The organism is Peribacillus sp. P4_B1 (genome assembly GCF_056402395.1).
Genome location: NZ_JBFUHM010000183.1, coordinates 1 through 542 on the forward strand (window position 1 = coordinate 1; position 542 = coordinate 542).

At 65.2% G+C, this 542-nt stretch carries 1 protein-coding gene; it reads left to right on the forward strand.

The window, feature by feature from the left end; genetic code table 11:
* Positions 1-356: 356 nt before the first annotated feature.
* The coding region (locus tag AC1DVK_RS27165) for a hypothetical protein (protein ID WP_477627853.1) at positions 357-542 on the forward strand (186 nt) is incomplete at its 3' end.

A 542-nucleotide genomic window follows, 5' to 3' on the forward strand; every position in this document is an offset into this window, starting at 1 on the left:
GTGCCTTGGCATCATGGTCGACGACGTTTAAGGCGACCCCGTTCCTGGTCTCTCCCGCGGCAGTGACTTTCACTGACAAGGTCGGGACTAAGGACGACACCTACACGGTTCCCGCCACGACCGGTGTCGAGTACCTTGTGGACGGGCAGGTCGTGGCTGCGGGTACGTATCCCGGGACCTGGGTCGTCATCGTGAGCGCGCGGGCGAAGAWRGRCTATGTYTTGRCCCCAGGCGCGCCGGCCCTRTGGGTGGCAGCSTTCAAGGGTTCCCTTTCGGGGGCGGYCCCTACSATCACTGGYRCMGCGAAGGTCGGTTCGACSCTTACCGCCGTCCCCGGAACCTGGGGTCCGGCWCCGGTGAGCCTGGCCTACCAGTGGAAGGCCGGCGGCGTCGTCATCCTCGGAGCCACAAGCAGCACCTATAAGCCGACCAGTGCCCACGTCGGAAAGACGCTGACAGTGATCGCGACCGGATCGAAGGCCGGTTTCGCCAATATGGCCAAGACCTCCGCCGCGACAGCAGCGGTGGTCAAGGGCTCCTTG